General features: G+C 55.5%; 6 protein-coding genes. 2 read left to right on the top strand and 4 right to left on the bottom strand.

What is annotated here, in order from left to right; all coding sequences use genetic code 11:
• Positions 1-770: calcium-binding protein (locus tag ACR0L4_RS23290; RefSeq protein WP_480515575.1), on the top strand; the 770-nt coding region annotated here is incomplete at its 5' end.
• A 141-nt stretch (positions 771-911) separates the two neighbouring features.
• Positions 912-1,040: a hypothetical protein gene (locus ACR0L4_RS23285; protein ID WP_480515573.1), complete on the top strand. Its 129-nt coding sequence runs from the start codon at positions 912-914 to the stop codon at positions 1,038-1,040.
• Here ACR0L4_RS23285 and ACR0L4_RS23280 read toward each other — a convergent pair.
• The 4 genes from ACR0L4_RS23280 to ACR0L4_RS23265 all read right to left on the bottom strand — a co-directional run bounded on the left by ACR0L4_RS23280 (position 1,024) and on the right by ACR0L4_RS23265 (position 4,985).
• Positions 1,024-3,660, bottom strand: a complete 2,637-nt coding sequence (locus ACR0L4_RS23280; protein ID WP_480515571.1) for a S8 family peptidase — start codon at positions 3,658-3,660, stop codon at positions 1,024-1,026. The two genes, ACR0L4_RS23285 and ACR0L4_RS23280, sit on opposite strands and share 17 nt — an antisense overlap.
• Before the next feature lie 333 nt (positions 3,661-3,993).
• A complete protein-coding gene (locus tag ACR0L4_RS23275) occupies positions 3,994-4,179 on the bottom strand; it encodes a hypothetical protein (protein ID WP_480423916.1) in 186 nt (61 codons plus the stop codon).
• Entirely contained in the window at positions 4,169-4,654 is a 486-nt protein-coding gene (locus ACR0L4_RS23270; RefSeq protein ID WP_480425425.1) for a type IV toxin-antitoxin system AbiEi family antitoxin domain-containing protein, read from the bottom strand. Before ACR0L4_RS23270 ends, ACR0L4_RS23275 begins: the two co-directional genes overlap by 11 nt.
• Positions 4,566-4,985 (bottom strand): type IV toxin-antitoxin system AbiEi family antitoxin domain-containing protein, encoded by a 420-nt coding sequence (locus tag ACR0L4_RS23265; RefSeq protein WP_480425427.1) that lies wholly within the window; start codon positions 4,983-4,985, stop codon positions 4,566-4,568. The genes ACR0L4_RS23270 and ACR0L4_RS23265 overlap by 89 nt, the downstream gene beginning before the upstream one ends.
• Positions 4,986-5,134: the final 149 nt, after the last annotated feature.

The raw sequence follows: 5,134 nt of genomic DNA, 5'->3' as shown, positions 1-5,134 counted from the left end.
TCAATACCGCCACGGAGTATAATCAATACTACGTTTCGGTATCCGGATTGCAAGGCGGTGGGTTTGTGGCAACTTGGACGTCTTATGGTCAGGATGGATCTGGTGCCAGTATTCATGGTCAGAGATACGCCGCTGACGGCTCAACAGTCGGCGGCGAGTTCCAGGTGAACACGCAGTGGATCTATCACAACCAGATGTATCCCGATGTCGTCGGCCTGGAAGATGGCGGGTTTGCGATCAGCTGGCATTCGTATGGCCAGGTTAATACGCCTGACGGTTACGAGATCTATTCTCAGCTCTTTGATGCGGAAGGCAACAAGGTCATCCGGACAATCTTTGACGGCGGTGACGGGGACGACACGCTCAATCTGTCTGCGAGCAGCAGCAACGAGACCCTTCTCGGCAGGACGGGGGATGATCGTCTCACGGGTGGCAGTGGTGAAGATGTTCTCGTCGGCCATGAGGGCAATGACATCCTCAACGGCGGTGCTGGTAATGACCGTCTGACCGGGGGGACGGGAGACGACATCTTCGTCTTTGATCCCGGTTTCGGCAAGGATGTCATAACTGATTTTGTGGCTGGTGCTGGGACGGAGGATGTCATCGAGTTCAGGGGTGTCACCAACTTGGCATCCTATGCAGACGTCCTGAACAGCGCGGCGGATGACGGCACCGATACGACCATCACGCTGGATACTGATAACAGCATTGTCCTGAAGAATGTCGTCGTGTCGGATCTGTCCTCTGACGACTTCCGGTTTCACGCGTAACGAACACGACGCATGGTGTCGCAATCACGCTCCCAGGACGGGTGTGTTGCGGAGTGCCTTCTGGCACTCCGTTCTACATTCGCAGGCATTGGCCTGCTCAGCCTGCCGATCAATCTCCTGATGCTCACCGGATCACTGTTCATGCTACAGGTGTATGACCGGGTGCTGGCGAGCGGTTCGGTGCCGACGCTGATCGTGCTGGCGGGTTTGGCGGCTGCGGCATGGCACCCAGTGATCGGGCTGTCCCTGCGGCTCAAAACCTGTGACTGAGGGCAAATCCAATGTAGGGATTGGGGTCACCGCCTTGTGCGCGATATCCCGCGTTAAACAGAATTTCCGGTCCGGGCGCTTCTGAAGCAAGCTGATAGGTCAGGCCAATATCTATCGGCCGCACTGAAGATGTAATCTGCACAGTTTGAGAGCTTCTTGTCACGCCCGTGCTTTCCTGACCGGCCACTGCTGCAACCCTGTCCCGGGGGAGATCGATTGAAATCTCACCAGAGGAGATCTGGAGCGGACTGGATATCGACAAGCGCATCGTGCCTGGGCTGCCGAGAAAGCGTTTCTTGCTGATTGAGACGCTGCCGGCACGCCCCGTCAGACTTTTGCCGCCAGTGACCAGGCCTGCCTGTTTGAAATCTGTCCTGCTTTGCGTGCCCGATACCGTCAGGAGCGTGCCCTGCCCGACCGCAACAGATCCGGATATTTCCAAGAACGAGGTAGAGCTGCGTCCGCCCTGACCCGCGGCTCCCATAAAGCGGGATCCAAGGACTGTGCCGTTTTCTTCTATGAGGCCGAACTGGGCAGAAAGGCCTGACCCATCTTTGTCTTTTGCTTCAAGCCCTATGCTGGTCCTTGAGAAGGAGCCCGTGGATGATCCGACCGCGTGGTCAGTAATAAGGGCCAGCGCTTGTGTGAGTTCAAACTTGTGCCTGAATGAGTAGTCTTCTGTCAGAAGCTGTCCAAATGGATCTGCGTCTGGATCTATGTCGCCGAGAGTTATCTCATAGGAGAACACATCCCCATCAAAACGGAGACCTGTTCCGTGATCTGAACGCATGAGTGTGAGGCTGTCGCTGACCTTTGTTTCCCTTGTGATCGCAAGGCGGGGTCTTGGCGCCTTGAGTTCGGAGACCAAGGCACTGGCAGCAAGCTCAAATCCGCGCGTATACGCATCTGCAACCATCAGGGTCTGCCCTGCGAGGGCCTGGTTGAGGGCTGGCGCCAGGGCGCCGCTGGCGACGATGCCCGTTTCGGCGAGAGGCATGGCGGCGCTCTCGATGGTGTTCCCCTGGTAGACGACAAGCTCACCCATAGGAAGCATGGCGCGTTCCAGATTGAGGAGGCCCTGCCCGTAGATCGGGTCAACACCCGGCTCACCGAGATCTTCGGCTGCCGCGAACATAATCTCAGCGATTACGGGTGCTGTCAGGTGTGGCCACTGGCTCTTCAATACGGCATAGGCGCCAGTGACATAGGCGGCTGCAATGGATGTTCCGTTCAAGTGAGTGAAGCCGTTGCCGTTGGGGATGATAATGACACCTGCGCCTGGCGCAGCGAGGCAAAAGTGCATTGCGACGCCACAGTGGTTGGAGGAGTGCCATAGGCTCTTGTCTTCACGGACAGCAACGACGGCGATGAAGTAACCGAGATAATCGTCCAGCACGACCGGAATGCCTGCAGTGACTGAGACGTCGGGCAGGCCGCCGTTGCCTGCGCCAAAAACGGTCATCAAGTCTTCGGATTTGGCTCTATTCAGGGCGGTGATGGTTTTGTCGCCAAGAAATTCTTTGAGATTTTTGCTATTTTCGTCCGGAGTTTCAGTTGTGAAATCCGTGATTGGCATTTCGACGATGAAATCATCGACAATTTTGGTTCGACCCCAGCTGTTGTTCATGACATGCGCACCAGCGTCAATTGCGCGGTTTATGGCATCAGCCCATATGTTCTCGATCGGAATCGTAAATTCGGTGTAGTCGCCCCGTTTTCTTATTCCATTGAAGATGACAAGCTCGGATTCAAAGGCAACGCCGTGCAGGCCTTGACCGTTTTTCCTGCCTGCAGCGATGTTGGCAACATGCGTGCCATGACCGGAACGGCCATGACCGTCAGGTTCAGAAATATCGTCGGGGTCTCCGACAAAGTAAGAGTGGCTGTTCTCAAAGTCGATTTTCCCTTCGAATTCTGGACTGTCGAGATCGATGCCACTGTCCAGGATTGCAATCTTTATGCCCTGTCCTCGCCAGCCTTGAGCGTATTTTTCATCGGCGCCAATCAGAGACAGGCCACGGTTTTCCTCGAATTCCGGGGTTCGGTAGTAGGTGGGATCGTTAGGTCCGGGGCCTGGATCGATTGGATCAACTGGATCGACCGGATCAATGGGGTTAGGTGATGGGTTGGGACCGGGGCCCGGGTTTGGAGTGCCGGGACCTGGGCTTGGATTTGGACTGGGGTTTGGAGAAGGTGATGGGCTGGGACCTGGGTTTGGAATACCGGTGCCTGGATTTGGGCCGGAGCCTGTCTCAGAGTCTCCACCACCACCGCCTGCGAGAGAAGCTGCAAGCCCAACTGCGGCGAGCCCAAGGGCGATCGAACCAATTCCGAAGGTCTCCCCTGTGCTTAGCTCCGAAAGAGAAAAACTACGGGTGTCTGGTGCCCGGTCTAAGGTTTGGTTGAGGTAGTCCTCCATAATCGCTGGTCGGCTCAGGAGGATGTACTTGCGTGCATCCTCGAAGGTTGATGGATCGCGCGCATGCTCACTGACGAGGAATTGCAAGGCCTGTTGATTTGAATAGGAGGTGAGTTGATCCGAGTAGATACTCGCCGCGACGGAGGTGGCAAAGGTGACAATGGCCGTCGTGGTCAGGGCTAACGTCTTAAACAGGCGCATGATGATTGCTATTCTTTAGCTGTTAGATTGTAACTGCTCGGTTGCGACCGCGCGCCGTTGATACCGATGAACCGCCCGACCCACCCGGCTCGCAAGTAACAAGCTGAATGTATTGCGGATATTGAGGATTGCTGACCGATCATTCGGTAGGCGGGCCATTCGTTTCCTGCCCAACTTTAGAACCCGGTTGCTGTATTGTGAAATACTCCGATCCTATGTTTGAATAGACATCGGCTATGGTGCGGCCTGCGCACGCCATGAGATCAGTGGCAGGAGCTTCACCACCTCAACCCAGACGGAAAGACCGAGCGATTGAAGCCGGATCAATCCAAATTAAGGCGGTCCGAAATCCAAAATAATTCGATCCGGTCTACCGCCCTTGAAGACCCAGGATTCAGATAGCTCAGGATGCGCATAGATACCCGCGAGCGCCCAGCCAAGCGCGTAATCCTTTTCCACCACGTGCGGGGTAAGGCCCTGCGTACTGGCAAGTCCAAGGATTTCGCGCTTATCGATCATGCGGGGCGTCCTTCATCCAGCTATCCGGCACACGCAAGCGCCAACGTGTGATGAGACGCGGACACTCCAAAGACGGGTCCAGCTTGGCATGCCCCTTGGTGAGATGCTTGCGCGCTTTGCGGGCAACTATTCCGCCCTTTTCGTGGCGTTCAGCAAGAAAACCGAGCCGCTTGAAGACCGCGCCGTTTCCGTGGCGCAAAGCGTAGTCGATCAACAGATCAGGGTTGCAATCAGGCCGCTGTAGGTAGCGATCAAAACACTCCGAGACATGTTGAATGCCCCCGCCAACCCGGGGATCATCGAGCATATCGATGATTGTGCGGTTAATATCAGACACCGGAATACGGGTCTGGCCACGCCAAACCGTTTTCGTCCCGAATATCATCTCATTCTTGATGTGCTTGAGTGTAAAGACCGCACCCTGCCGCTCGACTGTCCGGCCGGCAACCGAGCGGGCCGTAAACACAAAGAACATCGCGAAATATCTGTTCGGTGAGGTCCCAATGCTCGGCAGCGGTCCGTCCCCCAATGTAACATGGCTCAAATAGCGTCGGCACAAGAATCCAAGGGTCCTGCAAGACCTGCCTCGCATCGAGAAGATCAAGCTGAACAGGTACATATGCCCCGCTACCAACTCGCCTGAGCCAGCCTTGGGCGGTCCATCTTGAGAGTAATTTCGCGGCCTGGTGACGGTCGATATCCAAAGCTCGCACTGCATCGTCAATACGCACGACATCCCCTGAAGCCTGAATGACTGTAGTGAGGCGGGCGCGCCCGCGAGCCAGCGGTGGTCTCGAATCGTTCATACTACATTAGAGTACACAAAATTCTCGGAAATAGCGAATTTCTATCTAAGTATAGTACTATACTTCCGGTATATACCGCATACCGGAATTCGCGAATTTTCGCCTGCAAAATATAGCGGCCAGATTTCCGGAGTCGCAAGCAATTCCAC

Source organism: Ruegeria sp. AB5, assembly GCF_056542645.1.
This window is presented reverse-complemented; position numbering and strand designations above follow the sequence as displayed.

Bases quoted from the DNA above. Each gene is read 5' to 3' on its own strand.
- ACR0L4_RS23285 (WP_480515573.1), top strand. From the start codon at position 912: ATGCTACAGGTGTATGACCGGGTGCTGGCGAGCGGTTCGGTGCCGACG.
- ACR0L4_RS23275 (WP_480423916.1), bottom strand. From the start codon at position 4,179: ATGATCGATAAGCGCGAAATCCTTGGACTTGCCAGTACGCAGGGCCTT.
- ACR0L4_RS23280 (WP_480515571.1), bottom strand. From the start codon at position 3,660: ATGCGCCTGTTTAAGACGTTAGCCCTGACCACGACGGCCATTGTCACC.
- ACR0L4_RS23270 (WP_480425425.1), bottom strand. From the start codon at position 4,654: ATGTTCTTTGTGTTTACGGCCCGCTCGGTTGCCGGCCGGACAGTCGAG.
- ACR0L4_RS23265 (WP_480425427.1), bottom strand. From the start codon at position 4,985: ATGAACGATTCGAGACCACCGCTGGCTCGCGGGCGCGCCCGCCTCACT.